This is a genomic window from Streptomyces sp. NPDC058457 (genome assembly GCF_042720695.1).
Taxonomy (GTDB): domain Bacteria; phylum Actinomycetota; class Actinomycetes; order Streptomycetales; family Streptomycetaceae; genus Streptomyces.
This window is the reverse complement of the sequence record NZ_JBHXLU010000004.1, coordinates 165,191-192,051: the sequence shown is the minus strand read 5'-3', so window position 1 is coordinate 192,051 and position 26,861 is coordinate 165,191. Positions and strand designations below refer to the sequence as shown.

The window sequence follows — 26,861 nt, the reverse complement described above, 5'->3', positions numbered from 1 at the left end:
ACGGTCGTGTACGTGACCGAGACGACCCACACGCAGCCGTTGCCGCCGGAGCAGCCGGACGCAGCGTTCGAACCGTACAAGCCGCGCAGCCCGGAGGTCCGGGCGGCGCTGGACGCCCTGCGCAGGCTGCGCCAGGACCTGTTCCAGGACGCCTTCGCCTACCGGCCGTTGCCCCCGATGAGCATGGACCGCCCGTTCGTCCGCCGTCTCCCCGTCCGGTGGCGGGAGTACGCGGCCTGGACCCCGCATCTCGCGGTGGCCGCGGCCGGGGTGGTGGCGCTGCTCGCGACCGTCGCGGACCGCTCGATGGGATCGGTCGGGACCCTGCTGGCCGGTCTGATCGTGCTGGCACCGGTGCTGCTCACGCTGGCGCGTCCGGTCGCCGCATTCTGGCTGTCGCTCGTCGCGAGCTGGGCCGGCATGGTGCTGGGCGGAGCCTGGGGCGACTGGCCGTGGACGATGGGCAGCTTCATCTCCCACCTGGTGGTGCTCACGGTCGTCGCGGTCCGCACCCGTCCGCGTACGGCGGCCTGGATGTGGGCGATCACCGCGTTCTACAGTTTCGCGGTCGTGTCGACCCTGGGCGGCGGTCACTACGGCAACGACGCCGGTTCGATGCTGGTGGTCTCTGCGATAGCCCTGCTGGCCGTCACCGTCCGGCAGATCCGCCGGGAGGCCGAGCAGACGGTGACCGCGCAGCAGACGCAGACGGCACATGAGCGTTCCCGGCGCACGCTCCTCGAAGAGCGCACGACGATCGCCCGCGAACTGCACGACGTGGTGGCCCACCACATGTCGGTGGTCGCCATCCAGGCGGAGGCCGCCCCCTATCGCGTCGAGAACCCGCCGCCGGAGCTGGAGAAGGCGTTCGCCACGATCCGGGAGAACGCGGTGGCGGCGCTCACCGAACTGCGCCGCGTGCTGGGCGTGGTCCGGGCGGAGGACTACGAGGCGCCGGACGCCCCGCAGCCCACCCTCGCCGACCTGGACGCGCTGCTCGCCAATGTGCGGGAGGCGGGCCTGGGCGTGGACAAGACGGTGACCGGCGCGGTCCGTGAACTCCCGCAGGGCGTCGAGCTGTCGGCGTACCGGATCGTGCAGGAGGCGCTGAGCAACACCCTGCGCCATGCGCCGGGAGCGAGCGCCCGCGTCGAGATCGGGTACGTCATCGGCGGCCTGGGCCTGCGCGTCGTCAACGGCCCCCCGCCGCAGCCCGCCCTCATCAAACCGTCCCCCGGCGCCGGCCATGGCATCACGGGCATGCGGGAGCGGGTCTCCATGCTGAACGGCGAGATGACGGCGGCCGCCACGGCCGAGGGAGGCTACGAGGTGACGGTGTTCCTGCCGGTGACCACCAGCAGCGGCGAAGGTGACGCATGACCGTCCGCACCATCCGCGTAGTGATCGCGGACGACCAGATGATGGTGCGCGAGGGCTTCTCGGTCCTGCTGAACGCGATGCCGGACATCGAGGTCGTCGGTGAGGCGGTCAACGGCCGCCAGGCGGTGGACCGCGTCCGTGAACTGTCTCCCGACGTGGTCCTGATGGACATCCGCATGCCCGAGCTGAACGGCATCGAGGCGACCCGGGAGATCGTGGCAGCCGACACCACGGCCAAGGTCCTCGTCCTGACCACCTTCGACCTCGACGAGTACGTCTACCAGGCCCTGCGCGCCGGAGCCTCCGGGTTCCTCCTCAAGGACGCCTCGGCCCGCCAGCTCGCCGACGGTGTACGGGTGGTGGCCGCGGGCGAGGCACTCCTGGCCCCCTCGGTCACCAGACGCCTGATCACCGAGTTCTCGAAACTCTCCGACACCCCGCGCCTGATGCCCGCGGCCCACGCGGCCTACGGCGACCTCACCGACCGTGAGACGGAGGTGCTGGTCCTCATCGCCCAGGGCCTGTCCAACGCGGAGATGGCCGAACGCCTGGTGGTGGCCGAGTCGACCGTCAAGACACACGTCAGCCGCATCCTGGTGAAGCTGGGCCTCCGCGACCGCACCCAGGCGGCGGTGTTCGCCTACGAGGCAAGGCTGGTGACGCCGGGGTAGGACGCCGGGGCAGCACAGGGAACGCACATGCCATGCGCACAGTCGATATTGCGATTCGATCGCGGGCGGTACGGGTGTGGACACAGTGTGCTGCAGTTGTGTTTGAATGGTGAAGGAATCAGCCAGATGGCTGGTTCCACTCCCTCCTTTCCGACCCCTCCCACTCCCGTTTCCCCGACGGGAGCCGCAGCCGTCCCCTCCCCGTCCCCGTTTCGCGTGAAGAAAGTTGCCGCGATGACCGCTGACGTGTCCGAGTTCCACTACGGCCTGGTAACTCCGATAGCCGCCTATCTGATGGCATGTCTGGGCTCCGTGCTGGCCCTGCGCTGCACGACCCGCTCGATCGGCCGCAGGCGCGGAGAGAAACGATTCGGCTGGCTCGCCCTCGGTGCGGTGTCCCTCGGCTGCGGCATCTGGACCATGCACTTCATCGCGATGATCGGCTTCAGCGTGGACGGCGCACTGGTGAGCTACGACACCGGCCGGACGGTGCTGAGCCTCGTCGTCGCCATCGCGGTGGTCGCCGTCGGCGTCTTCCTGGTCGGCTACCGGGGCTCGGGCCCCGTCACCCTCGGCACCGCCGGCGTTCTCACCGGTCTCGGCGTGGCGGCGATGCACTACCTCGGCATGACCGCGATGAACTCCGGCGGCAGCGTGCACTACGACGCCACGATCGTCGTCCTCTCCGTGGTGATCGCCGTGGTCGCCGCGACCGCCGCGCTCTGGGCGGCGGTGTCGATCAGCGCGGTCTGGGCGACCGTCGGAGCCAGCCTGGTGATGGGCGCGGCCGTCTCGACCATGCACTACACCGGGATGGCCGCGGTGAGCGTCCACGTCGCCCAGATGCAGAGGGGCGAGTCGTCGACGAGCCTGCTGGCCTTCCTGCTGATCATGCTGGCCGGCCCGGTGGCGGCCCTGATCCTGGCCGCGGCGATCGTCATGTTCGACCCCGAGGTCGTGGGCGGCCAACGCGACTGGGCCGACGCCGACACCCCCGCCGCCCCCGCCCCCGTCCCGCAGCCCTGGCACCCCACCGACCGCCCGCAGTCCCTGTCGGACCGGCGTTACATGTCCTGACGCCGAGCGTTCAGAGACCGGCGTCGCCGCCGGCGAAGCGCGCGGGTGACACGAGAGCGATACGGATCAGGCCGGGCTCGGGCGGAGGGGCGTCGTAGACGTAGGTGACGGTGAGCGCGGGGCGGTCTCCGGTACCTTCCAGACGCGTCGTATAGATCTTCATGCCCCCGACGGCGCTCTGTGCTCGGCGGCCCAGTTCCGGGTTCTTCTCCAGTTCGGCTCGCAGTGCCTCGACGGCCTCCAGTGCTTCGCCGCCGATGGCGAGGCAGCGGGCGTGTGCTTCGCCCGTGATCTCGGCGATGGCGGGTGACTGGTCGTCGCTCACCGGCCGCTTTCCCGCGTCTTGCGGATTCCGGTGACGGCGGCGGCGACGGCTGTGTCGAAGTCGGGGTCCTGGCGCGCGGCGACTCGACCGCGGAACTCCTCGACGACGCGGACCACCCCGGAGAGATCCGCGGGATCGGCATGGTTGATCTCGCGTGCCAGCTCGGCCTCGAAGTCGTCGGCGTCGCCGGGGAAGCCGTAGCCCATGGTGAGGGCCGCACGAAGTTCCCCGATGGTCCGCATGGCAGGGAGACGGGGCTGGCCGGGCGCTTCCGGTTCGGTGGTCATGGCGTCGGCTCCGTTTCGCGATGTGGCTTTCACCGTACCCGGCCGATTCTGTGCGCGGCGGACCTTGGCCTGCGCCTCACGCCGCGGCAAGTTCGCACCACACGTACTTGCCCCGGTTGCCGAACCTGGACAGCGGCTGCCAGCCCCACAGGTCGGAGCAGGCCCGGACGAGGGCGAGCCCTCTGCCGCCGTCCTCTTCGCCGCCGTCCGCGAAGGCCTCCGATCCGCCCGGGAAGGCGGGGGGTTCGGGGTCCGCGTCCCACGCGCCGACCCGAAGCACCCCGCCCGCGTAGCGCACTCTCAGGGCCACCGGGCCCTTCGTGTGCCGTACGGCGTTGGAGACCAGTTCCGCCGCGAGGAGTTCGGCGGTGTCGACCAGCGTGATCAGGCCGTGCATGGTGAGGATCATCCGCAGGGTGCGGCGACAGATCGGGACGGCTCTGGGGTCGTTCGGGACGTAGAGCGAGTACTCCCAGGAGTCGCTTTCGGGCATGCGTGAACTCCGTCCGGGTGGTGGGGGGTTGCGGTCGTCGGGCGGTGGCATTGCCACAGCCGCCGTGGCAGGGCGGAGCGGTGCGCTTCCGGGGTCCCGGGGTGCTGCAGGGTGTGCGTCACGTCACTGACGGTAGGGCAATAATTATTGCCGCTGCAAGCTGCTGGCGTAATCTGGCACTCGAAAGAGGCTCGCCGACATGGGCGTTGAGGGCAGGAGAGCGGATGCCGCTGAGGGGCCATGCCACCGCACGGCAGGTGCGCCTGGGTGCGGAGCTACGTCGACTGCGCGAGGCGGCCGGACTGAAAGCGCGTGACGTGGCCGGGGCGCTGAATTCGACCTCGGCCCAGATGAGCCAGATGGAGCTGGGCTTCGCGGGTGTCAGCGAGGAACGGGTGCGTCGCCTCGCTGCGCACTATGCCTGTATGGACGACGCGTTGATCGAAGCGTTGGTGGCCATGGCGACCGACCGCACGCGTGGCTGGTGGGAGGAGTACCGGAACGTGCTTCCCGCGGTGTTCCTCGACACCGCCGAAGCCGAGCACCACGCGACGTTCCTGCGTGAGGTCGTCATCATGCTCATCCCCGGACTGCTGCAGACCGCCGACTACGCCCGCTCGGTCTACACGTACATGCGTCCCGAACTGCCCGAGAGCGAGGTGGCCTCCCGTGTGGAGCATCGGCTGAAGCGACGGGTCGTCATCGAGGGGGACAACCCCACTCCGTACGAGACGGTCATCCACGAGTTCGCCCTGCGCGTCCATGTCTCCGATCGCCGTACGTCCCTCGCTCAACTCCGTTACGTGCTGGATCAGATCGATGCGGGCCATGCCACGGTGCGTGTCATCCCCGTCGATTACGAGGGCTTCGCCGGAGCCGGAGCTTCGATGATGTACTTGGGTGGTCCTGTGCCCAAGTTGGATACCGGGCTGCGCGACTCGCCCACCGGTGCCGGTTTTTGCGATGCGGAGGCGCAGTTGGAAAGGCTGCGCACCCTGTTTCGCCAGGTGAAGAGCGCCTCCCTGGAACCGGCGGCGTCACGGGATCTCATTCACCGGGTGGCGAAGGAACTGTGAATGCACTGGCGGAAGTCAACGTACTCCAGCGGAGGTGACGGCGACACCTGCGTCGAAATCGCCACCCTCCCCACCCGAATAGCCATCCGCGACTCCAAAGCCCCCACCCGCGCCACCCTCTCCTTCCCCGCCCCGGCCTTCGCCGCCCTCGTCGATCACCTCAAGGCCGCCTCGGGCAGGTGAGCAGGTTCGGCAGGGCGCTCAGTGTCATTCCGGTCGCGCCGATCCACAGCGTGGCCGCGGGGCCGAACGCCGAGCCCGAGGCGCCGCCCAGGAGGCCGCCCAGGGGGATGCCGCCCCAGGAGACGAAGCGGGCGGTCGCGCTCATGCGGCCGAGGAGTCGGTCCGGGGTGAGGGTCTGCTGGAGGCTCGACTGGGCCACGACGCGGATGACCCCGCCCAGGGAGAGTGCCGCGAGCCCGGCCGCGGCCACCCACACGCTCCAGCCCGGCCGCGCCAGCGGCATCAGCGCGGTCGGCGGGCAGGTCAGCAGCGGGGCTAGCCAGATGACCGTCCGCTGCCCGACCCGCCGCGCCACCCCGGCCGCCAGCAGCGCGCCCAGCAGGGCACCGCACCCCATCCCCGACAGGATCAGGCCGACACCGAAGGGCGAGAGCCCGATCACCCGCTCCAGGTAGACCAGCAGCATGGCCTGGTACATGACCAGGAAGAGGTTGAACATCGCGTCCCCGAGGACGACGGCGCGCAGGGCGGGTTGACCGAGGACGAACCGCAGGCCGACACCGATGTCCCGGCCCAGCCGCGGGAGTTGGCCTGCCTCCGGCCGCTCCTCCCGCCTGCGGATGCGGGTCGCGAGCAGACCCGACAGGGCCATCCCCAGCACGCTCGCCAGCAGCGTCGCGGGGGCGCCGACCCCGCCGACCAGTGGTCCGGCCACCACCGGGCCGCCGATGCCGGTCACCGAGCCGCCACTCACCGGCGACGATCCGCGCGCACAGCGCCTCGGCCGTGGCCAGGTAGGGCGCTTCCCGGGGCATCCGCGGCCCTCCACTCTGTCGTTGCGGACGGAGTTGGCAAGCTACTGCCCCCGCCGAAAGCTGCTGGAGCAGAAACACGTTCCGTGGATCGCATCGAGCCCGGTGAAACCGCTCCGCCAATCGGGTGAAGCCGCAGTTCGCGGCCTGTTGGCGGACCGCGCGACCCCGCTACACAAAAGATCATGTCCAGGCGGCCGCGGTGCCGCAGTACTTCCAGATCACCACGCACCTCAACGGCAAGTGCCTCGCCTCCAACGGCGACAACGTCGAGGTGCAGACCTGCAACGCCGGCACCGGCAACCAGCTCTGGTACCGGTCGGGCAAGAAGCTCGTCAACGGCGCCGAGCAACACTGTCTCGACGTGCGAAACGGCGAGGTCAACGCCGCCGCCCAGGTCGTCGGCGACTGCCACGGGCTGGCCAACCAGCGCTGGTACAAGGACGGCAACCGGCTGCGCACCGAGGTCGACAACCAGTGCCTGAGCATCCAGAACAGCGGTGACCCGAGCGAGCACGCGGGCATCAACCTCCGCAACTGCGACCCGTACGCCTGGCAGTACTGGAACCTGCCCGGCGCCTGAGCCCTGAGACACCCCTGGTCAGGAGGGGGACCGGCGGTCTAACGTCCGTCCATGGCAGCCTTCGACCCCTGGGACCCGGACTTCCTGGCCGACCCGTACCCCTCCTACGCCGAGCTCCGCGCCCGGGGCCGGGTGCAGTACTTCGAGCCCACGAACCAGTGGCTGGTTCCGCACCACGCCGACGTCTCGGCGCTGCTGCGGGACCGGCGGCTGGGGCGGACGTACCAGCACCGGTTCACGCACGAGGACTTCGGGCGGACCGCGCCGGCTCCCGAGCACGAGCCGTTCCACACGCTCAACGACCACGGCATGCTCGACCTCGAACCGCCGGACCACACCCGCATCCGCCGCCTGGTGTCGAAGGCGTTCACCCCGCGCACGGTCGACCGGCTCAAGCCGTACGTGGCCCGGCTCGCCGGAGAGCTCGTCGACGGGCTGGTGCGCAGCGGCGGCGGCGACCTGCTCACCGATGTCGCCGAGCCCCTCCCCGTCGCCGTCATCGCCGAGATGCTCGGCATCCCGGAGGCGGACCGCGCCCCGCTGCGCCCCTGGTCGGCGGACATCTGCGGGATGTACGAGCTGAGCCCCTCCGAGGACACGGCCGCGAAGGCGGTCCGGGCCTCGGTCGAGTTCTCCGACTACCTGCGGGAGCTGATCGCCGAGCGGCGCAAGGAGCCCGGCGACGACCTGATCTCCGGGCTCATCGCCGCGCACGACGAGGACGACGACCGCCTCACCGAGCAGGAGATGATCTCCACCGCCGTCCTGCTCCTCAACGCCGGCCACGAGGCGACCGTCAACGCCACGGTCAACGGCTGGTACGCCCTCTTCCGCAACCCCGCCCAGCTCGCCGCCCTCCGCGCCGACCACTCCCTGATCCCCACCGCGATCGAGGAGCTGATGCGCTACGACACCCCGCTCCAGCTCTTCGAACGCTGGGTGCTGGACGAGATCGAGATCGACGGGACCACGATCCCGCGCGGCGCGGAGGTCGCCATGCTCTTCGGCTCCGCCAACCACGACCCGGACGTGTTCCAAGCCCCCGACCGGCTCGACCTCACCCGCCGCGACAACCCGCACATCTCCTTCAGCGCCGGCATCCACTACTGCATCGGCGCACCGCTGGCCCGCATCGAACTGGCCGCCTCCATGACGGCACTGCTGGAACGCGCGCCGACCCTGACCCTGGCGGCGGAACCGGACCGGAAGCCGAACTTCGTGATCCGGGGGCTGGAGGGGTTGCGGGTGACAGTGGGCTAGCCGACCAGCCACCACCTACCCCCAGGTCGTCAAGGTCACGTCTCCGGCAGGCTCGCCGCCAGGCGCACGACTGCGTCTACCTGCGCGTTCAGCTCCACGAAATCACTCGGCCAGCCCTCGAACTTCACCCACAGCTCCCGGCCGCCCATCGCCACCGACTCCGCGTGCTGCCCCAGGCCCAGTCGGTGCATCTTCCGGTACTGGACCCGTGCGGGCGACCGCTCCTCGGTGAGGCGGACCAGGACCGTCATGGGCTGATCGGTACCCGTCTCGGGGTCCCGGTGCGTGGAGCAGCTGATGCCCACCTCGACGCCGTCCCGGTGGCCCACGGCCAGCAGCGACCCGCGAAAGTGCGGGCTCGCCGGCAGCTCCCACCCTTCCCCGTCGGTGGTGAACGCCGCCGGGTCGGTCTCGCAACGCCCCCCGTTGAGGCTTGCCCAGGCAAGCAGGATCACGCGGCTGTTCTCCCGCCGGTCCGCGGCGTGCTCCTCGTCGCCCAGCGTCGTGGCGATGAGTGAAAACCCGATCACGAATGCGGCGATGGGAAGGGGCACTTTCCACTGCCACGGCACTGGCGAGAACAACCCGACGACGAGGAAGATCACCGCCGTGAACCCTCCGACGGCCGCACCCATGAGCAGCGTGACGCGCGTATCGTCCGGAAGACGCATGTACCGAAGTAGACCACCACTTGCCGTCAACTGCCCTGTCCCGGACGGTATTTGGGCCAAACGAACAGGCGGCCGGTGTCAGGACGCGCCCAGACCGCGGGACTTGAGCCGGATCTCCTGGACCGCGCCCGGGCCGAGGTCCGGCCCCAGCCCCGGCCCCAGCCCCGGGCCCCGGCCCCCGGCTCCGCCGTCCGCGGCGTCATCCGGCAACCCCCGCCGTCCGCCGAACGTGTGTCCGTGACGGGAGGGAAGACACGTCGCGCCGTCGAACGGTTGCACCCCCGTCCGCCCCTCAGGCCGTGAGGTCACGCCTCCGCAGCCCCGCCAGCCCCGCGCCCGTCAGCACCACCGCCAGCCCGAGCAGGATCGCCACCGGCCCCCACTCCATCCCCCCGCCCGGCAGCTTCGGCAGGTGGCCGAAGGGGGAGAGGTCCAGGACGAGTTGCGGGGCGTTCAGCGCAGGGCCCACCCAGCCGATGAGGAGGACCGCCACGGCGACTCCCCAGGACGCGAGGGCGCAGAGGCCGGGGGCCAGGCCGTACAACAGCACCGCGAACCCCCCGATCACCCAGACCGCCGGTAGCTGCACCAGGCAGGCGCCCAGGACCGGGCCCACCTGCCTGCCGTAGCCGACGGCGAAGCCCGCTCCGGCGAGGAGCATGATCAGGGCCGATCCGGCGAACGCGATCGTCAGATGGCCGGCCGCCCAGCGCAGGCGGCTCACCGGGCAGGCGAGGAGGGGTTCGGCGCGGCCCGAGGTCTCTTCCCCGTTGAGGCGGAGGACGGACGCGACGACGTACAGGGCGGCGATCAGGCCCAGCATCCCGACCATCGAGGCGAGGAACGCGTCCGTCAGCCCGCTCCGGCCGCCCATCCGCTCGAAGATCTCCCGGGCGTTTTCGTTGTCGCCGACCAGGCCGGCCGCGCCCTCCGTCAGGCCGCCGTAGACCACGCCGGCCAGGAAGAAGCCGAGCGACCAGCCGAGCACACCGCCCCGCTGGAGCCGCCAGGCGAGCGCGGCGGCGGAGCCGAGGCGGCCGACGGCCGGGCCGGGGCGGGTGGGGAAGAAGCTCAAGCCGAGGTCCCGGCGCCCGGCCAGTGCATAGGCCACCGCCGCCTGCACCAGCACCGCGGCCGTGAACAGGAGCAGCACCCACCAGCGTTCGGCGGCGAAGGGGCGCAGGTTCTCCAGCCAGCCCAGGGGAGACAGCCACGTCCACACGGAGGAGCCGTCGCTGGTCGCCGAATCGCCCGCCGCGCGGAGCACGAAGGCCGCGCCCAGGACGGCGGAGGTGACGCCCCGCGCCAGCCGGGCGCTCTCCGTCAGCTGGGCCGCGATCGCCGCCGTCGTGGCGAAGACCATGCCGGTCGCACCCAGGCCGAGCCCGAAGGACAGCGCCCCTGCCGCGCCCTGCCCCGCCAGGCCGGCCGTGATCAGCAGGGCGAGGACGGCGTTGGCGACCGCCGCCGCCAGCAGGGCCGCGGTCAGGGAGGCCCGGCGACCCACCGCGCCCGAGGCCAGCAGTTCCGCGCGGCCGGTCTCCTCCTCGTCACGGGTGTGCCGTACGACGATGAGCAGGCTGGTCACGGCCGCGAGCAGACCGGCGTACAGGCCTACCCGCCAGGCCGTCAGGCCGCCGAGCGAGGTTTCGTAGAGAGGGCCGAGCAGGGCACGAAAGGAGGCGTTCGTCTCCAACTGACCGAACAGATCGGTACGTTCGGCCTCCGTGCCGTACAGGCTCTTCAGCGTGCTCGGCATGGAGAGGACCGTCAGCGCGTTCACCGCGATCCAGACCGGGGTCATGACGCGGTCGCGGCGGAGCGCGAAGCGCAGCAGGGTGCCGGTGCCGGTGAGGGTGGTCATCGTACGGCCGCCTCGTCCTGGTAGTGGCGCAGGAAGAGCTCCTCCAGGGTCGGGGGAGTGGAGGTGAGCGAGCGGACGCCGGTCTCGGAGAGCGAGCGGAGTACGGCGGTGAGCTGGTCGGTGTCGACCTGGAGGCGGACGCGGCGGCCCTGGACGTCGAGGTCGTGGACGCCGGGGAGGTGCGCCAACCCGTTGGGCGGACCGGCGAGTTCGGCGGTCACGCTGGTGCGGGTGAGATGGCGCAGGTCCGCGAGGGAACCGCTCTCGACGGTACGGCCGGCCCGGATGATGCTCACGCGGTCGCAGAGCTCCTCGACCTCGCTGAGGATGTGCGAGGAGAGCAGGACCGTACGGCCCCGGTCGCGCTCCTCCTCCACGCAGCGCTGGAAGACCTCCTCCATCAGGGGGTCGAGGCCGGAGGTCGGTTCGTCGAGGATCAGCAGGTCGACGTCGGAGGCGAAGGCGGCCACCAGGGCGACCTTCTGCCGGTTGCCCTTCGAGTAGGTGTGGCCCTTCTTCGTCGGGTCGAGTTCGAACCGGTCGAGCAGGTCGGCGCGGCGGCGGGCGTCGAGGCCCCCGCGCAGACGGCCGTAGAGGTCGATGACCTCGCCGCCGGAGAGGTTGCGCCAGAGGGTCACGTCCCCGGGGACGTAGGCGATCCGGCGGTGCACCTCCACGGCGTCCGCCCAGGGGTCGCGGCCCAGGATCTGCGCGGCGCCCGAGTCGGCGCGCAGCAGGCCGAGCAGCACCCGGATCGTGGTCGACTTCCCGGAGCCGTTGGGACCGAGGAAGCCGTGCACCTCGCCGGCCTCGACGGCCAGGTCGAGGCCGTCCAGGGCACGGGTGCGGCCGAAGGACTTGTGGAGCCCGGCGACCGTGATTGCCTTCGTCATGGTTCAGAACGTACGCTTCTTTCAGAAAATTGTGAAGTTAAGGAAACGTCTGAAGCTCGGATAGGGTGAGCCCATGACGGAAACAGCCGGTGGCCGGGACACGGAGGCCGTGTCGAAGTTCGTCGAGTCCTTCGCGGCGCAGCTCGTCGAGGCCGGGATGCAGCGGATGCCGGCCCGGGTCTTCGCCGCTCTGCTCTCCTCCGACGAGGGCGTGCTGACCTCCGCCGAACTGGGCGAACGGCTGCAGATCAGCCCCGCGGCGGTGTCCGGGGCGGTGCGCTACCTGACGATGACCCACATGATCGCGCGGGAGCGGGAGCCTGGCTCGCGCCGGGAGCGCTACCGGGTGCACGGCGACCAGTGGTACGAGGCCCTCACCAACCGCGAGGCCGTGATCAAGCGGTGGGAGGCCGCCCTGCGGGAGGGGGTCGCCAGCCTCGGCCCCGACACCCCGGCGGGGCGGCGGATGGCCGAGACACTGGCGTTCTTCGAGTTCGTCGACGAGGAGATCGCGGCGATGATGGAACGCTGGCGGACCCGCCGCGAGCAGACCTTCGGCACGGACTGAGCCTCGTCACTCCTCCTCGTACGCCCGTGCCAGGTGCTCCTTGAGCCGGGCATGCCGGAACTGGAACACGGCACCGGACTGGCGCAGCACCCCTCGTCGGTGGGCGTCCTCCAGGAAGGCGGCCAGGGCCCAGGGCAGCCGCCCGGTCAGCGGCAACCAGACGCGGGACAAGATCACCCAATGACCCCAGGCGGTCAGACTGAGCCCGAACGCGATCCCGGTTCCGAACCCGCCCACGAGGCTGTACAGGAGCCACTCCGGGTACCTGCCGGCGAACCCGTAGAAGAGTAGTCCCACCAGCCCGAACACCAACCCGTTCAGGAGCAGTTGCTGGAGCACTGCCGTGCGGTTGGTCCGCAGCAGATGAGTCGGGCCGACCACGGAGTCGACGTGGATCGGGTCGGCGAGCGCGGTCGCCAGCCCGAACGCGAGTCCGGACGCCAGTCCGACCAAAGGGCCGTACGCGAGCCCGATGCGCAGGGCGGACATCAGTAAGGACCATGGTCCGCCCTCGAATTCCGCGCCCATCGCCAGTAAGTCCAGGAGAAAGAGCACCAGCCAGGCCGCGAACCCGACGGAGAATCCGCCCGCGTACCCCGTCAGCAAGCGGGGCCCGAGCCGTTGCCGGAACTGCCTCATGCCCTCCTTGAACCGCGGGCGTTCGTCCGGTGACCCGCTCCCTCCGCCCGCGTACGCGACCCCGAGGAGCAGGCCGAACAGAAGGCCGCCCACGACTGCGCTCAGGAGCCCCCTCAGGACGTTCGGCATGGGCGCCGACCCCGACCGGAACTCCTCCGTGAGCGAGGCGACGAACCAGGTCACGGCCCCGAATCCAAATCCTCCGACGCCTCCGACCAGCAGCCGGGAGAGGTATGTCCGACGAGAACGCCTCGTTCCGCCGAAGAACCGCAGATGTACGTCCGACGGTTCACGCGCCGCGCCTCCTTCTGTGAGCACGTGCGCAAGGGCGAAGGCCAGCCCCGACAGTAATCCGAAGGCGACCCCGCTCAAGAGCCCGAACACGAACCCGTGCACCAGCCCCTGTCCCGCGAACGCGGCCACGGACCCGGCCACGAGTGTGTCCACGAGGCCGAAGGCGAGCCCGGTCACCGATCCGACCGCCAGCAGGCGCGCGGGGCGGCTCAGCGTGCTGCCCAGTTCCCACCACTTGAGGTCGTGCGAGGCGCCGAGTTGCCGAGCGAGGTACCCGTGCCACTCCCGGATTCGAGCGCGGTGTCCAGGACTCTCGTCCCGGTAGGCGAAGTCCACGAAAGCGCTCAGAAGGGCATCCTCGACCATCTCGCGGGTGCCCTGCCGTCCGATTTTCAGCAACTCCTCCGGCCCGTACGGCTTCTCGCCGGTCTCGTCCGCCCCGCGCGCCCCGCGCTCGCCGTGGACGATCGCGGCCAGGTCGACCATGAGGGGCGTGGACAGCGCCTGTGCCAGCGGGCCGTCGGGGTTGTCCTCCATCTCCTTCCGCACCTTGTCCCAGGCGGCATCGGCACCCCGGGGACTGCAGAGCCGCAGGTACGACACCGCCTTGGCCACGGTGACATCGACCAGTTCGACCACGGCGGCCCGGTGCAACCCTCTGGTGCCCGACACGGCCGCGCCGTACTCCTCGCGGCGGCTGGTGAGGACGTACGGCAGTGATGTCTCGGAGAGCTGCTGCCGGGCCCGGTCGCGCAGGCCCTCGGGGATCTCGTCGAAGCCGTCCAGGACGGGCAGGACGAGGTGCTCGCGCACCAGCGCCTCGGCCAGCGTCGTCTTCCCGTCGGCTGTGACGGTGGTCAGCCAGGGCTGGTCGCGCGCCAACTGGTGGCTCAGCCAGGCGTGCAGCGACTCCTCGACCAGGTTCCACGATCCGAGGCCGAAGATCTCCGGGACGGGTGTGCCGTCGGGACGGTTCTCCAGCCACAGCAGTATGAACTGCACGCCCAGCACGGTCTTGCCCGAACCGCCCTTGCCCAGCACGACGAGACGGCCGTTCGGGAGCAGCCGGTAGAACTCGACGATCCCCTCCAGCTGTCGGGACAGGTCCTTTGGGGCCTGCTTCTCCCAGATGAGTTCCTGGTGGTCCACTTCCACCTGCCGTTCGTCCACGGGCTTCCAGCTCACGGACAACGGCTTGGGACCCTGGAATCGGCGCCGTTCGTCCTCTGCCCTCCAGCGTCTGCCGATCGCACCGGCCAACGTGTCGGCCGCCTCGGGCAGCCCGGTCCCGGCAGGTTCGCCCTGCGGCCCGTCGTGGGGACGAGGGAGGTTCACCACGGCATCCCGGGCGACGACCATGATTCCGTCGCCGTGCTGGTGGGAGTTCATGACGAGGTGTTCTTGCTCGTCGTCGGGCCGGTCGTCGTCGAGCCTGTCGCCATCGGGTGGTTCCTCGGCCATCCTCACCACCCCCCGTCGTCCGGAGCGCGTCGCGCGCGGCCCGTCGGTGTTTCGGCCGACATGGCCGCACTTTACGGACACGGGCCGGAGGCGGTTGCCGAATCGGCGCAACCTCATGCCGATTCCACGATCCGCCTCCGGCCTGCCGCCTCCTGCTTGCGCCGGGTCGGCTGTCTCTACCGCTCCCTCGTCTCCTCCAGCACCGTCCGCCCCAGCAGCGCATACCGCTCCGGCGCCCGGTGCTTGAGGTACTGCGCGTAGCCGACGCCCGTCGCCGCGACCAGCGCCACCAGCCACGGCGTCGCCTTCAGCAACAGCGAGCCGGACTCCGTGCCGGCCGCGACGCCCATGTTGGACACCAGCAGGACGACCACGGCGAGCATCGCGATGCCGCCGATGAGCGGGGCGGCGAAGGTCTTGAACCAGTGCCGGCTCTCGGGGTGGTGCTTGCGGAAGTAGACCAGTACCGCGAACGAGCAGACCGCCTGCACGACCAGGATCGCCATGGTGCCGAGGATGGCGAGCAGGACGTAGAGGGCGTTGTACGGGTCCTTGCCCGCGATCCAGAACGCGGCGATCAGGACGGCGGAGATCACCGTCTGCACCAGGCCCGCGATGTGCGGGGAGCCGTGCCGGGCGTGGGTGCGGCCGACGGTGCGCTGCAGCGAGGGGAGGACGCCTTCCCGGCCCAGCGCGTACATGTAGCGGGCGGCGCAGTTGTGGAAGGCCATGCCGCAGGCCAGCGAGCCGGTGATCATCAGCCACTGCATGAGGACGACCGCCCAGTGGCCGACGTAGTGCTCGGTCGGGTTGAAGAAGAGGGCGAGCGGGTTCGCGGAGGAGGCGGCCTTCACGGCCTCCGTCTCGCCGTTGCCGGTGATGGCCATCCAGGAGACGAAGACGTAGAAGACGCCGACACCGAGGACCGAGATCATCGTCGCCTTGGGGATGATCTTCTTCGGGTCCCGGGACTCCTCGCCGTACATGGCCGTGGACTCGAAGCCGACCCAGGACCAGAAGGCGAAGAAGAGGCCGAGGCCGGCCGAGGTGCCCTTGAAGGCGTTGACCGGGTTGACCGGGCCGAAGGTGAAGCCGTGCGGTCCGCCGCCGTGCAGGGCGACCGAGATCGCCATCGCGGCGAGGACGGTCACCTCGGTGCCGAGGAGGACGACGAGGAGCTTCTCGGCGACGCTGACGCCGAACCAGGTGCCGGTCGCGTTGATGGCCAGCATCAGGATCGCGAACGCCCACCACGGGATGTCGAGTCCGGTCTGGTCCTTCAGGGTGGTGTTGGCGAAGACCGAGAAGATGCCGATCAGCGCCGGTTCGAAGACGACGTACGCGAAGGTGGCGAGCAGTCCCGACGCCAGGCCCGCGGTGCGGCCGAGCCCGTAGGAGATGAAGCCGTAGAAGGCGCCCGTCGAGGTGATGTGCTTCGCCATCGACGTGAAGCCGACGGAAAAGATTGCCAGGACGACCATTGCGACGAGATAGCTCGCCGGGGCCCCGATGCCGTTGCCCGACGACACCATGAAGGGCACGTTGCCGGTCATCGCGGTGATGGGCGCGGCGGTCGCGACGGCCATGAAGACCACCCCGAGCAGGCCGATCGCGTTGGGCTTGAGCCGGTGAACCGTGCCCTCGCCGTCCGCCTTCCCGTCCGCTTTCGTCGCCGGGGCGACTCCCTCGTCCACTGCCATCGGGGTGGCCCCTCTCCTGCTGTTCGCTGGCTGTACTGGACCGGAACTCTGTCGGCCGAATGAGTCGGTAGAGGGTCTCGGGGCGTTAAATGTTTGTCAACCAGACCTTTAGAAATCTGACGCAATCTGTCGGCAACACCCGGCTCGTACGGTCGCCGTCATGAGCACGTACACGGCCACCCTCGGCGGCGAACGCCACCGCTTCGACTCCCTGGCCCGCCTGCTGGCCGCCGCCAGCCCGGAACGCTCGGGCGACCGGCTGGCCGGCCTCGCCGCCGCGAGCGCCCGGGAGCGGGTCGCGGCCCGCTGGGCGCTCGCCGAGGTGCCGCTCGCGACCTTCCTGACCGAGCCGGTGATCCCGTACGAGGACGACGACGTGACCCGGCTGATCCTGGACACGCACGACGCGGCCGCCTTCGCACCCGTCGCCGGGCTGACCGTCGGCGAGTTCCGGGAGTGGCTGCTGGCGGCGGACACCGGGTCCCTGGCCGCGGTGGCGCCGGGGCTCACGCCGGAGATGACCGCCGCGGTGTCCAAGCTGATGGGGAACGCGGACCTGGTGGCCGTCGCCCGCAAGGTGCGGGTGGTCACCGCGTTCCGCTCGACGATCGGCCTGCCGGGGCGGCTCGCGACGAGGTTGCAGCCGAACCATCCGACCGACGACCCGGCCGGCGTGGCGGCCGCCCTCCTGGACGGCCTCCTCCTCGGCTCCGGCGACGCGGTCATCGGCATCAACCCGGCGACCGACAGCCCGAAGGCGGTCCGCGACCTGCTGGAGCTCCTGGACGGCGTGATCGGCGGCTACGCCATCCCCACCCAGTCCTGCGTGCTGTGCCACGTCACCACCAGCGTGGACCTGATGGAGCGCGGCGCCCCGGTCGACCTGGTCTTCCAGTCCATCGCCGGCACCCAGGCGGCGAACGCCTCCTTCGGGGTGACCCTCGGCCTGCTCGACGAGGCGTACGAGGCGGCGCGCGGGCTGCGGCGGGGCACGGTCGGCGACAACGTCATGTACTTCGAGACCGGGCAGGGCAGCGCCCTGTCGGCCGACGCGCACCACGGCGTCGACCAGCAGACCGTGGAGGCGCGGGCGTACGCGGTGGCCCGCCGCTACGACCCGCTCCTCGTCAACACCGTCGTCGGCTTCATCGGCCCGGAGTACCTCTACGACGGCCGGCAGATCCTGCGCGCCGCCCTGGAGGACCACTTCTGCGGCAAGCTGCTCGGCCTGCCCATGGGCCTGGACATCTGCTACACGAACCACGCCGACGCCGATGACGACGACATCGCCACCATGCTGACCATGCTCGCCGTCGCGGGCGCCTCCTTCGTGATCTGCACACCGGGCGGCGACGACATCATGCTCAACTACCAGTCGGCCTCCTACCACGACGCGTTGTACCTGCGGGAGGTGCTGGGCCTGCGCCCGGCGCCGGAGTTCGAGGCCTGGCTGGAGTCGGTCGGCCTGCTGGCGGAGGACGGCGGTGTGCGCGAGGTCAGCGGCCATCCGCTGACGGCGATCGGAAGGGAACTGGCCGCATGACCGAGGTGACCGACATGGCCGACCTGACCGAAGCAGCCGACGCGTCCGATGCGGCGGTGGCCGGACCCGACGAGCTGTGGCCGCTGCTGCGCCGCCACACCCAGGCGCGGATCGGTCTCGGCCGCTCCGGCTCCGCCCTCCCGACCCGGCACCGCCTGGGCCTCCAGGCCGCCCACGCGGCGGCCAGGGACGCGGTGCACTCGCCGTTCGACCCGGACGCGGTGGCTGCGGGGCTGCGGGGCCTGCCGACGGTACGGGTCCGCAGCGCGGCCGGCGACCGGCTGACCTACCTCCAGCGCCCCGACCTGGGCCGCCGGCTCGACCCCGTGGACCGGGCGCACCTGCCGGCCGGCGGTGACTGGGACGTCGTCTTCGTGGTCGCCGACGGGCTGTCCAGCCGGGCGGTGCACGAACACGCGGCGGCGGTGGTGCGGGCGACGGCGGCCCGCCTCCCCGGCTGGCGCATCGCTCCGGTGGTGCTCGCGGAACAGGCCCGGGTGGCCCTCGGCGACGACATCGCCCACACGATGGGCACGGCGCTGGTGGTCGTCCTGATCGGCGAACGGCCCGGCATGTCGGCGGCGGACTCCCTGGGCGCGTACCTGACGTACCGGCCGGTGCCGGGCGTGACCACGGACGCGGACCGGAACTGCCTGAGCAACATCCGGCCGCCCCTGGGGCTGACGTACGAGGCGGCGGCGGGGAAGCTGGCCGCGCTGCTGGGCAGGGGCCGGGAGCTGGGACGGACCGGGGTGGCCCTCAAGGACGAGACCGACGCGGACGAGACCGCTCCGGCGGTACCCACTCCGGACGTGACCGCTCCGGCGGTGACCGCTTCGGAGATGACCGCTCCGGACGTGACCGCTTCGGAGACGACCGCTCAGGGCGCGACCGCCCTCGACGCGACCGATCCGGACGGCTTGGAGGCACCCGCTACGACGCCCCCGGCACCGTAAGCCCCCAGGCCCCCTCCACCACCCGCCACGTCCGGCGTCGTACCGGCCCCGTCACGCCTCCGTCGGCCCGGTAGCGGAAGTCCGCGCCCGTCACCGTCACCGTGCGCCCGGCGGCCCGTACCGGGGTCGCCTCGGCGCCCACCGACAGCGGGCGCACCTCCACCTCGGCCAGCCCGTCGAGGCCGCCCGGGGTCACCGAGATGCCCTCCACCGGCTGGTCCAGGTCCACCACCGTCTCCCCGTCGACCTCCACCCGCAGCCGCGCGGGCCCGGGGCGGGGCACGACCGGGACCGGGCGGGTGGCCGACAGGGACCGTACGAGGTGCTGGTACGGCCGCAGCCACCCGCGCGCCGCCACCGGCCCCGGAGCCACCGCCACGGACGCCAGCGGCGGTATCCGCAGCGCGCCCAGCACCACCCCGTCGCTGTCGTCGACCAGCAGGTCCAGGCGCCGTTCCACCCCGTCCAGGACCGCCCGCGCCGCCGCCACGGCACCGGTGGGCACCCCCAGCGTGTGCGCGACGCTCAGCGCGCCCCCGACCGGGACCATGGACAGCACGCATCCGGTCAGCTCCCGCCGGCGGTGCAGCAGGGTCACCGTGCGGACCAGGGCGCGGTCGTCGCCGACGACCACCGGCCGCCGCGAGCCCCGGCGGGCCAGTACGCGGGCGAATTCCTCGGGCCCGTCCGGCATGCACACCTTCGCGGCCGCACCCGCGCTGAGCACGTCTTTCGCGATCCGGACGGACTCACCGTCCGTTTCCCGTGCCGCCGGATCGATGATCACCAGCAGCTGATCGGACGTCGCGAATGTCGCCACCTCGGTCGTGCCTCGCTTCCTCGGGTAGCATCACTGTGCAAGAGCCCCTTGCGCTATTGCGCCAGGGGCTTCGTCTATTCCGGGGCATCCGGTCCGACGGTTGTGCGGCCAACGACGGTCGCGGTGGTACGCGGCGACGAACCTTACGCGTACGCCCCTGACCTTGGACATGCCCCGCCCGGAAGGGGTGTACGCGCGTGCCCGCACTTGTGCTGCTCGGTGCTCAGTGGGGTGACGAAGGCAAGGGAAAGGCGACGGACCTGCTAGGCGGATCCGTCGACTATGTGGTGCGCTATCAGGGCGGCAACAACGCCGGCCACACGGTCGTCGTCGGCGACCAGAAGTATGCGCTGCACCTCCTCCCTTCCGGAATCCTCTCGCCTACTTGTGTTCCGGTCATCGGCAACGGAGTCGTCGTCGACCCGTCGGTCCTGCTCTCCGAGCTGAGCGGTCTGAACGAGCGTGGCGTCGACACGTCCAAGCTCATGATCAGCGGTAACGCGCACATCATCACGCCGTACCACGTGACCGTCGACAAGGTGACGGAACGCTTCCTCGGAAAGCGGAAGATCGGTACGACGGGGCGCGGTATCGGCCCGACCTACGCCGACAAGATCAACCGGGTCGGCATCCGGGTCCAGGACCTCTACGACGAGTCGATCCTGACCCAGAAGGTCGAGGCGGCCCTCGACGTCAAGAACCAGATGCTCACCAAGCTCTACAACCGGCGCGCGATCGCCGTCGAGCAGGTCGTGGAGGAGCTGCTCGGCTACGCGGAGAAGCTCGCTCCGTACGTCGCCGACACGGTCCTGGTCCTCAACCAGGCCCTGGAGGAGAACAAGGTCGTCCTCTTCGAGGGCGGCCAGGGCACGCTCCTCGACATCGACCACGGCACGTATCCGTTCGTCACGTCCTCGAACCCGACCGCGGGCGGCGCCTGCACCGGCTCAGGTGTCGGCCCGACGAAGATCAGCCGGGTCATCGGCATCCTCAAGGCGTACACGACCCGTGTCGGCGCCGGCCCGTTCCCGACCGAGCTCTTCGACGCGGACGGCGACGCGCTGCGCCGGATCGGCGGCGAGCGGGGTGTGACGACCGGACGCGACCGCCGCTGCGGCTGGTTCGACGCGGTCATCGCCCGCTACGCGACCCGCGTGAACGGCCTGACCGACTTCTTCCTCACCAAGCTCGACGTGCTGACGGGCTGGGAGGAGATCCCGGTCTGCGTGGCGTACGAGATCGACGGCAAGCGCGTCGAGGAGCTCCCGTACTCGCAGACCGACTTCCACCACGCGAAGCCGATCTACGAGACCCTGCCGGGCTGGTCCGAGGACATCACCAAGGCGAAGTCCTTCGCGGACCTGCCGAAGAACGCCCAGAACTACGTCAAGGCGCTGGAGGAGATGTCCGGCGCCCCGATCTCCGCGATCGGCGTGGGCCCGGGCCGCGACGAGACGATCGAGATCAACTCGTTCCTGTAGAGCAGCGGTTGGACGACTCACTTGGGCCGGTCTTGGGAATCCTTGACCGGCCCTTGGGCTGTCCGTGGTTACGCCGGTAACGGGGGAGGGTCAGCATCTACGCGGGTAGCCCGCCGCGCCCCGCATGCCACACCCGTCCTCTCCGCCTTCCCAGGAGCCCTGAATGCCCGTCAATCCCATGAACCGCCGTGAGTTCGTGCAGAAGTCGGCCGTCACCGGCGCTGCCGTGGCCGTCGCGGGAACCGTCGGTACCGGCAGCGCCCAGGCCGCCGAGCTCGCCTCCGCCAAGCCGCCGAAGGCGCCCAAGACCTGGTCGTTCTCGATCCTGGGCACCACCGACCTGCACAGCCACGTCTTCAACTGGGACTACTACACCAACGCCGCCCCGGTGGACTCCAGGGGCAACACGTACGGCATCGCGCGCATCGCCACCCTGGTCAAGAACCTGCGCAAGGAGAAGGGCGAGCACCGGGTGCTGCTCGTCGACGCGGGCGACATCATCCAGGGCACCTCGCTGGCGTACTACTACGCGAACGTCGACCCGATCACCGGCAAGGACGGCAAGCGCGGCCCCAAGCACCCCATGGCGGTCGCCATGAACGAGATGCGGTACGACGCGGCCGCCCTCGGCAACCACGAGTTCAACTACGGCATCGAGGTCATCCGCACCTTCGAGAAGCAGTGCGACTTCCCGCTGCTCGGCGCCAACGCCCTGGACGCCAAGACGCTGAAGCCGGCCTTCCGGCCCTACACCGTCAAGCACATCAAGGTGCCCCACGGCCCGGACATCAAGGTCGGCATCCTCGGCCTCACCAACCCGGGCATCGCCCTGTGGGACAAGGACAACGTCTCCGGGAAGATGGCCTTCACGGGCCTGGTCGAGCAGGCGAAGAAGTACGTGCCGCGGCTGCGCGCCCTCGGTTGTGACGTCGTCTTCCTCACCGACCACTCGGGTCTGGACGGCTCGACGTCGTGGGGCGACGAACTCCCCTACGTGGAGAACGCGTCGAACCTGGTCGCCGAGCAGGTCCCCGGCATCGACGCGATCCTCGTCGGCCACACCCACGTCGACGTCCCGACGTACACGGTGAAGAACGCGGAGACGGGCGAGGACGTCCTCCTCTCCGAGCCGTACTGCTACGGCTACCGCCTCTCCGTCTTCGACTTCGAGCTGGAGCACGTGCACGGCTCCTGGAAGATCACCAAGAAGACCGCCACCACCCTGAACAGCAACACGGTCGCGGAGGACCCGCGGATCACCGAACTCCTCACCGCCGACCACAACCTGGTCGTCAAGTACGTCAACACGGCGATCGGCACCTCCACGCAGAACATGCCGACGGCGGAGGCCTGCTGGAAGGACGTGCCCGCCATCGACTTCATCCACGAGGTCCAGACGGAGGCGGTGAAGGCGGGCCTGTCCGCGGCGGACGCGGCGCTCCCGCTGATCTCGGTGGCCGCGTGCTTCAGCCGTACCGCCGACATCCCGGCCGGCAACGTGACGATCCGCGACATCGCCGGTCTCTACATCTACGAGAACACGCTGTACGGCAAGAAGCTCACCGGCGCCCAGCTCAGGGACTACCTGGAGTACGCGGCGAAGTACTACCACCAGGTCCCGTCCGGCACGGCGGTGGACACCGCCACCCTCACCAACGCCAACAGCTTCTGGGACTACATGTACGACACCGCGTCCGGCGTCTCGTACGAGATCGACATCGCGGCCGCCGAGGGCTCGCGCATCAAGAACCTCACCTACAACGGTGCGGCGGTCGCCGACGACCAGGTCTTCGTCGTCGCCGTCAACAACTACCGCGCCAACGGCGGCTCCGGCTACCCGCACATCGCCGCCGCGGAGACCGCCTACAGCTCCACCAACCAGGTCCGGGACCTGATGATCGCCTACGCCACGGCCAAGGGCACCATCGACCCGTCGACCTTCGCGGCCACCAACTGGAAGCTGACGCAGGGCGGCACGCCCGTCTTCTAGCGCCTCTTCCGGCGCCTCGCCGGTTCGTCGTGTGGTGGGGGCCCCCCCCCCGGGGGGGGGCCCCACCACTTTTTCTTTTCCCCGAATAAGAGGGACCTGTCGATTTCATTTGTGGATTTCGTTGTTTCTGTGAATCCTGAAAATCTTGCACCGGCCGTAATTCGACGCTGTTATCGGATCGGGCTTTCACATTGAGTGTCAACGTTGTTGTTGGTAATGTCCGCGGCGCGTTCCCAAACTCTTCCGACCAGCCAACGGGTGCCTCCGTATGGCTAGTTCGGCATGCCGAAGGGGCAGTTAATGAGCAAAGAGAGAACCCGTCTGATCCGCTCCAGGCGGACTCGACGGGCCGTACTCGGAGCCGCCACGGCTCTGGTCCTCGCCGGTGGTGGATTCGCCGTGGCGAATGCGGCCACGCCCGCCGGTGAGAAATCGGCCGCGGGCGTCCAGCGGCCGGTCGACAAGCAGGCCAAGGGCACCGCGGCCGTCGTCAGCGCCGCCAACGCCTTCCTGAACACCCTGACCTCCGACCAGCAGGCCTCGACCCTGCTGGACTTCTCCCAGGCGAACGCGACCGCCTGGTCGAACCTCCCCTGCGGCGGGACCTGCCGTCCCGGCATCCAGTTCAGCACCCTGTCGGACGACCAGCTGGCCGCCGCCGAGGCCCTGCTGAAGACGGCCCTGGGCACCGGCAAGGACACCGGCTACGAGCACGTCCTGCAGACCCTCAAGGCCGACGACGTGCTCGCCTCGGCCGAGAGCACCAGTTCCGCCTCGGCCGCACCGACGGACGCGCCCACGGCGACCGACTCGGCCTCGGCCACGGCCACCGACTCGGCCTCCGCCGACCCCTCCGCCACGGCCACCGACTCCGCCTCCGCGGCGCCCACCGACGTCCCGACCGGCGCCCCGCCCTCCGGCGGTGCCGGCGGCGGGGGCGGCTTCTCGTACGGCAGCGGCTACTACTACCTGGCGCTCCTCGGCACCCCGTCCAAGACCGGCAGCTGGCAGCTGCACTTCGGCGGCCACCACCTCGCCGTGAACATCACGTACAAGGACGGCAAGGTCTCCGGCGCCAGCCCCTTCTTCACCGGCGTCGAGCCGACCAGCTGGACCGCGGACGACGGCACCACGTACGCGCCGCTGGCGAAGTTCCGCGACGGCCTGCTGAAGCTGACCGGCAGCCTGAGCACCTCGCAGCTGGCCGAGGCCAAGCTGTCGGAGTCGTTCAGCGACGTACTGCTCGGTCCCGGCAAGGACGGCGACTTCCCGGAGACCAAGGAGGGCATCAAGGTCAGCGAGCTGTCGCCGAAGCAGAAGAAGCTGGTCCTGGCGGCGATCCACCCCTGGATCGCGGACGTGGACGACGCCACCGCCGCCCAGCTGATGAAGACGTACGCGAAGGAGCTCGACGAGACCTACGTCTCCTACTCCGGCGGCACCGCTCTGGACACCCAGGGCGACTACGTACGCATCGACGGTCCCAGCGTGTGGGTCGAGTTCGTCGTGCAGAACGGCGTCGTGTTCCAGAACCAGGTCCACTACCACACCGTGTACCGGGACCACACCCGCGACTACGGGAACGAGTTCTCCTTCTCATGACCGGACCGCGAAACTGGCTGACCACCGTCCTGACACGCCTGGTCGCCGGGATCGCGATCGTGGTACCGGCGGCGCTCCTCCTCGGGGCGTCGCCGGCCGCCGCGCATCCGATGCCGCACTCGGTGGTGCAGTTGGACGTGTACAGGTCCTCGGTGTCCGCACGGCTGGAGCTGCCGGTCTCCGACTTCTCCCGGGCCAGCGGCATCGACCTGGACGACGTCACCGGCAAGGCCGTCCCGGCCGCGCAGACCAAGGCGATCCGCGCCTACCTCGCCCAGCACATCCACCCGACCACCACCGGTGGCAAGGCATGGCAGGTCGCCATCGGCTCGATGCACCTGAGCGCCACCCAGCAGACGTCCACCGGTACCTACCGCGAACTGACCGTCGCCGCGGTCCTCACCCCGCCCGCCGCCGCCGACGTACGCCACTTCACCTTCCACTACGACGCGATCGTCCACCAGGTCGTCACCCACGTCACCCTCGTGACCGTCCGCCAGGACTGGGCGAACGGCCAGGTCGACGGCAAGGGCACCACCCAGGTCGGCACCATCGAGCTGGACATCCGGCACATGAAGGTCCCGGCCCTGAAGGTCGACCTCGGCCCCGGCAGCGCCTGGCGCGGCTTCGTCGCCATGGTCGAACTCGGCGGCAACCACATCCTGACCGGCACGGATCATCTGTTGTTCCTGTTGATCCTCCTGCTGCCTGCCCCGCTGGCCGCGACCGGCGGCCGCTGGACCGGCCTGGTGGGCCCCCGCAAGGCGCTCGCCCGCATCGGCGGCATCACCCTCGCCTTCACGGCCGGCCACTCGGTCGCCCTGGCCGCCACCGCCCTCGGCCGCCTCCAGATCCCCTCCTGGCCGGTGGAGGCGTTCATCGCCGCGAGCATCCTGGTCGGCGCGATCCACGCGATCCGCCCGCTCTTCCCCGGGCGGGAAGCGGTCGTGGCGGGCGTCTTCGGCCTGGGCCACGGCATGGCGTTCTCCTTCGTACTGGCCGAAATGCACCTCTCCACCCGCCAGTTGGTCACCAGCCTGCTCGGCTTCAACCTGGGCATCGAACTGGTCCAGCTGCTGCTGGTCTGCCTCGCCCTGCCCTCGCTCCTGGTCCTGGCCCGGCTGCGCGCCCAGCCCGCGCTCCGCCTGACCGGCGCGGCGGTCACCGGGGTGGCGGCCCTCGGCTGGCTGGTCGACCGCCTCGGCCTGCCCAACCCGGTCGCCCGCGCCGCCGACAGCGCAGGCTCCCACACCACGCTGCTGCTGATCACGCTCACGCTGGCCGCACTCGTCAGCACCGGGTGGGCCCTGGCCACCCGCCTGCGCAGCGCACCCCGGGGCGGCGGCCTCAGGCTCCGATGGCGTGCAGACCCGGGCCGGTCATGAGCCTGCGGAAGCCGTCCTCGGCCGCCGGGTCCGCGGGGGTGACGGCGATCAGGTACTGGTCCGAGTTGTCGAGGGTGGCCAGGGTGTCGTAGCAGACGGCGAGTTCGCCGACGACGGGGTGCCTTACGCGCTTACGGCCGTGGGCGCGCTGCTTCACCGTGTGGTCCTCCCACCATGCGGTGAACTCCGCGCTCCGGTCCCGCAGTTCGGCGATCACCTCAAGCAGCCGCGGGTCGTCCGGATGGCGTGCGAGGTTCGCCCGCAGGTTGCCGACCGTCTCGCGGGCCACCCGCGCCCAGTCCAGCTGGACCTCGCGCATGCCCGGCTCCAGGAACAGCACCCGTGCGGTGTTGCCGCTGAGTTCCCCGGCTGCGCCGAAGTCCGCGCCGAGCAGAGCCGTCGCGGCCGCGTTGTGGGCCAGCACGTCGAAACGGAAGTCCACGACATAGGCCGGGATCAGCGGCATCCCCGCCAGCAGCACGCGCAGCGAGTCGCCGACCGGGACGGACAGGTGCCGGGCCACCGGGGTCTCGTCCCGCGCGATGAGATGCAGATGGTGCCGCTCGGACGGCGACAGCCGCAGCGCCTGGGCCACCGCGTCCAGCACGGCGGCGCCGGGTGTGCCGACCCGGCCCTGCTCCAGCCGGATGTACCAGTCGATGCTGACGGCGGCGAGCTGGGCCACCTCCTGCCGCCGCAGCCCCGGCGTCCGGCGCCGGCCCACGTCCGGCAGATCGACGTCCCCGGGCCGCAACCGCGCCCGCATGGCCCGCAGGAACTCACCCAGTTCCGCACGCCTCGGTGCCCGCTCGCCCGCCCTGCCCGCCCTGCCCGCCATGCCCCTCAT

At 70.4% G+C, this 26,861-nt stretch carries 24 protein-coding genes and 1 pseudogene; 14 read left to right on the top strand and 11 right to left on the bottom strand.

Annotated features, from left to right (window positions below; translation table 11 throughout):
* Positions 1-12 precede the first annotated feature (12 nt).
* The 3 genes from ACFWPS_RS05790 to ACFWPS_RS05780 all read left to right on the top strand — a co-directional run bounded on the left by ACFWPS_RS05790 (position 13) and on the right by ACFWPS_RS05780 (position 3,128).
* A complete protein-coding gene (locus ACFWPS_RS05790; RefSeq protein WP_383701381.1) occupies positions 13-1,380 on the top strand; it encodes a sensor histidine kinase in 1,368 nt (455 codons plus the stop codon).
* Positions 1,377-2,051 carry a response regulator gene (locus ACFWPS_RS05785; RefSeq protein ID WP_383701378.1) on the top strand — a complete coding sequence of 225 codons (675 nt, stop codon included), beginning with the start codon at positions 1,377-1,379 and terminating at the stop codon, positions 2,049-2,051. The genes ACFWPS_RS05790 and ACFWPS_RS05785 overlap by 4 nt, the downstream gene beginning before the upstream one ends.
* A 234-nt stretch (positions 2,052-2,285) precedes the next feature.
* The gene (locus tag ACFWPS_RS05780; protein ID WP_383701375.1) at positions 2,286-3,128 is read left to right on the top strand and encodes an MHYT domain-containing protein; all 843 of its coding nucleotides are present in this window, start codon (positions 2,286-2,288) and stop codon (positions 3,126-3,128) included.
* A 10-nt stretch (positions 3,129-3,138) separates the two neighbouring features.
* Here ACFWPS_RS05780 and ACFWPS_RS05775 read toward each other — a convergent pair whose 3' ends face one another.
* From ACFWPS_RS05775 to ACFWPS_RS05765, 3 genes are all read right to left on the bottom strand, one after another.
* Positions 3,139-3,453, bottom strand: a complete 315-nt coding sequence (locus ACFWPS_RS05775) for a hypothetical protein (protein ID WP_383701372.1) — start codon at positions 3,451-3,453, stop codon at positions 3,139-3,141.
* Positions 3,450-3,740 carry a hypothetical protein gene (locus ACFWPS_RS05770; protein WP_383701369.1) on the bottom strand — a complete coding sequence of 97 codons (291 nt, stop codon included), beginning with the start codon at positions 3,738-3,740 and terminating at the stop codon, positions 3,450-3,452. Before ACFWPS_RS05770 ends, ACFWPS_RS05775 begins: the two co-directional genes overlap by 4 nt.
* A gap of 76 nt (positions 3,741-3,816) precedes the next feature.
* Complete coding sequence (locus ACFWPS_RS05765; RefSeq protein WP_383701366.1) at positions 3,817-4,233, bottom strand: ATP-binding protein; 417 nt, start codon at positions 4,231-4,233, stop codon at positions 3,817-3,819.
* A gap of 224 nt (positions 4,234-4,457) precedes the next feature.
* On the opposite strand from ACFWPS_RS05765, the gene ACFWPS_RS05760 reads away from it, so the two are divergent.
* A complete protein-coding gene (locus ACFWPS_RS05760; RefSeq protein ID WP_383701363.1) occupies positions 4,458-5,309 on the top strand; it encodes a helix-turn-helix domain-containing protein in 852 nt (283 codons plus the stop codon).
* Positions 5,310-5,492 carry a DUF397 domain-containing protein gene (locus ACFWPS_RS05755; protein WP_383701360.1) on the top strand — a complete coding sequence of 61 codons (183 nt, stop codon included), beginning with the start codon at positions 5,310-5,312 and terminating at the stop codon, positions 5,490-5,492.
* On the opposite strand, the gene ACFWPS_RS05750 is transcribed toward ACFWPS_RS05755, so the two are convergent.
* Positions 5,470-6,246 (bottom strand): MFS transporter, encoded by a 777-nt coding sequence (locus ACFWPS_RS05750; protein WP_383701357.1) that lies wholly within the window; start codon positions 6,244-6,246, stop codon positions 5,470-5,472. The genes ACFWPS_RS05755 and ACFWPS_RS05750 overlap by 23 nt on opposite strands.
* Before the next feature lie 260 nt (positions 6,247-6,506).
* Between ACFWPS_RS05750 and ACFWPS_RS05745 the strand changes: the two genes are divergently transcribed.
* Both ACFWPS_RS05745 and ACFWPS_RS05740 read left to right on the top strand, forming a co-directional pair.
* Positions 6,507-6,887 (top strand): RICIN domain-containing protein, encoded by a 381-nt coding sequence (locus ACFWPS_RS05745; RefSeq protein ID WP_383701354.1) that lies wholly within the window; start codon positions 6,507-6,509, stop codon positions 6,885-6,887.
* A 51-nt stretch (positions 6,888-6,938) separates the two neighbouring features.
* Positions 6,939-8,147, top strand: a complete 1,209-nt coding sequence (locus ACFWPS_RS05740) for a cytochrome P450 (protein ID WP_383701351.1) — start codon at positions 6,939-6,941, stop codon at positions 8,145-8,147.
* Between the two features lie 35 nt (positions 8,148-8,182).
* On the opposite strand, the gene ACFWPS_RS05735 is transcribed toward ACFWPS_RS05740, so the two are convergent.
* From ACFWPS_RS05735 to ACFWPS_RS05725, 3 genes are all read right to left on the bottom strand, one after another.
* Entirely contained in the window at positions 8,183-8,818 is a 636-nt protein-coding gene (locus ACFWPS_RS05735) for a hypothetical protein (RefSeq protein ID WP_383701349.1), read from the bottom strand.
* Between the two features lie 292 nt (positions 8,819-9,110).
* Complete coding sequence (locus tag ACFWPS_RS05730; RefSeq protein WP_383701346.1) at positions 9,111-10,682, bottom strand: ABC transporter permease; 1,572 nt, start codon at positions 10,680-10,682, stop codon at positions 9,111-9,113.
* Positions 10,679-11,575, bottom strand: a complete 897-nt coding sequence (locus tag ACFWPS_RS05725) for an ATP-binding cassette domain-containing protein (protein ID WP_383701344.1) — start codon at positions 11,573-11,575, stop codon at positions 10,679-10,681. Before ACFWPS_RS05725 ends, ACFWPS_RS05730 begins: the two co-directional genes overlap by 4 nt.
* A 73-nt stretch (positions 11,576-11,648) precedes the next feature.
* Here ACFWPS_RS05725 and ACFWPS_RS05720 point away from each other — a divergent pair, with 73 nt between their 5' ends.
* Positions 11,649-12,143, top strand: coding sequence for a GbsR/MarR family transcriptional regulator (locus ACFWPS_RS05720; RefSeq protein ID WP_383701342.1), 495 nt, complete (start codon positions 11,649-11,651; stop codon positions 12,141-12,143).
* 6 nt (positions 12,144-12,149) lie between these two features.
* On the opposite strand, the gene ACFWPS_RS05715 is transcribed toward ACFWPS_RS05720, so the two are convergent.
* Together ACFWPS_RS05715 and ACFWPS_RS05710 are read right to left on the bottom strand one after the other, a co-directional pair.
* The gene (locus tag ACFWPS_RS05715) at positions 12,150-14,537 is read right to left on the bottom strand and encodes a hypothetical protein (RefSeq protein ID WP_383701340.1); all 2,388 of its coding nucleotides are present in this window, start codon (positions 14,535-14,537) and stop codon (positions 12,150-12,152) included.
* Positions 14,538-14,713: 176 nt separating this feature from the next.
* On the bottom strand, positions 14,714-16,237 hold the full coding sequence (locus ACFWPS_RS05710; protein ID WP_383701338.1) for an APC family permease: 1,524 nt from the start codon (positions 16,235-16,237) through the stop codon (positions 14,714-14,716).
* Positions 16,238-16,397: 160 nt separating this feature from the next.
* Between ACFWPS_RS05710 and ACFWPS_RS05705 the strand changes: the two genes are divergently transcribed.
* Together ACFWPS_RS05705 and eutC are read left to right on the top strand one after the other, a co-directional pair.
* Positions 16,398-17,780, top strand: coding sequence for an ethanolamine ammonia-lyase subunit EutB (locus ACFWPS_RS05705; RefSeq protein ID WP_383701336.1), 1,383 nt, complete (start codon positions 16,398-16,400; stop codon positions 17,778-17,780).
* 14 nt (positions 17,781-17,794) lie between these two features.
* Positions 17,795-18,568 (top strand): annotated as a pseudogene (gene eutC, locus ACFWPS_RS05700) (ethanolamine ammonia-lyase subunit EutC); the annotation flags it as partial.
* Positions 18,569-18,713: 145 nt separating this feature from the next.
* Here the strand turns inward: eutC and ACFWPS_RS05695 are convergent.
* Positions 18,714-19,556: a diacylglycerol kinase gene (locus ACFWPS_RS05695; protein ID WP_383701333.1), complete on the bottom strand. Its 843-nt coding sequence runs from the start codon at positions 19,554-19,556 to the stop codon at positions 18,714-18,716.
* A 197-nt stretch (positions 19,557-19,753) separates the two neighbouring features.
* Here ACFWPS_RS05695 and ACFWPS_RS05690 point away from each other — a divergent pair, with 197 nt between their 5' ends.
* The 4 genes from ACFWPS_RS05690 to ACFWPS_RS05675 all read left to right on the top strand — a co-directional run bounded on the left by ACFWPS_RS05690 (position 19,754) and on the right by ACFWPS_RS05675 (position 26,014).
* The gene (locus ACFWPS_RS05690; protein ID WP_383701331.1) at positions 19,754-21,037 is read left to right on the top strand and encodes an adenylosuccinate synthase; all 1,284 of its coding nucleotides are present in this window, start codon (positions 19,754-19,756) and stop codon (positions 21,035-21,037) included.
* Positions 21,038-21,200: 163 nt separating this feature from the next.
* A complete protein-coding gene (locus tag ACFWPS_RS05685; RefSeq protein WP_383701329.1) occupies positions 21,201-23,027 on the top strand; it encodes a bifunctional metallophosphatase/5'-nucleotidase in 1,827 nt (608 codons plus the stop codon).
* 300 nt (positions 23,028-23,327) lie between these two features.
* Positions 23,328-24,629, top strand: coding sequence for a DUF3500 domain-containing protein (locus ACFWPS_RS05680; protein ID WP_383701327.1), 1,302 nt, complete (start codon positions 23,328-23,330; stop codon positions 24,627-24,629).
* Entirely contained in the window at positions 24,626-26,014 is a 1,389-nt protein-coding gene (locus ACFWPS_RS05675; RefSeq protein ID WP_383701325.1) for a HupE/UreJ family protein, read from the top strand. The genes ACFWPS_RS05680 and ACFWPS_RS05675 overlap by 4 nt, the downstream gene beginning before the upstream one ends.
* On the opposite strand, the gene ACFWPS_RS05670 is transcribed toward ACFWPS_RS05675, so the two are convergent.
* The gene (locus ACFWPS_RS05670) at positions 25,977-26,852 is read right to left on the bottom strand and encodes a helix-turn-helix transcriptional regulator (RefSeq protein WP_383701323.1); all 876 of its coding nucleotides are present in this window, start codon (positions 26,850-26,852) and stop codon (positions 25,977-25,979) included. The genes ACFWPS_RS05675 and ACFWPS_RS05670 overlap by 38 nt on opposite strands.
* Positions 26,853-26,861 lie beyond the last annotated feature (9 nt).